This is a genomic window from Paracoccus salipaludis (assembly GCF_002287065.1).
In the GTDB taxonomy this organism is placed as follows: domain Bacteria; phylum Pseudomonadota; class Alphaproteobacteria; order Rhodobacterales; family Rhodobacteraceae; genus Paracoccus; species Paracoccus salipaludis.
The window spans coordinates 1-519 of record NZ_NSJZ01000175.1; the positions used below are offsets into that span (position 1 = coordinate 1).

The window sequence follows — 519 nt, forward strand, 5'->3', positions numbered from 1 at the left end:
GGTAACGGCATGAACCGACCTGCCCTGTTTCTCGGGGGTCATGCTTACCTCGACCGTGCCATAGTCGTTCACCGCTGTTAGGGCTGGGTCCAGAACCCAGCGTCGGAACTGCCCCCAAACCTCATAGGACTTCTTGTCAGCCACCCCCATGAGCGAGCGCAGTTCGTCCACGGTGAAGGTCCAGAATGGCCGTCCGAGCCGCTTCTTGTCGGCAAGCAGCACATAAAGCTGGCGGCCGTGGCCGGTCAGGCTGTGAGCGGCGCGGGCCTCGATCTTGGCAAAGTTCTGCGGGCTGCGGAGCGCATGGACGCCGGCTGGTGGGATCAACGCCCGCACCATCGAGCCACCTTGGGTGATCTTCCATTCGGCCAGCAAGACCGCGCCCCAGGGATCGCCACGCCACTCGCCGCTGAGCTGCACCCCGGTTAGGCGGGTCAGGCACTCGCGCAGCCAGATGTTGTCGTTGCGCCCGTCCTCGCCGCGCAGCAGCCGCGACGGCACTTCCAGCCAGACGCTGTT

The 519-nt window shown here is 65.3% G+C and carries 1 protein-coding gene; it reads right to left on the bottom strand.

Going from position 1 to position 519, the window contains the following annotated elements; genetic code table 11:
* The coding region (locus CK240_RS18065; RefSeq protein WP_135059010.1) for a replication initiation protein at window positions 1-519 on the bottom strand (519 nt) is incomplete at both ends.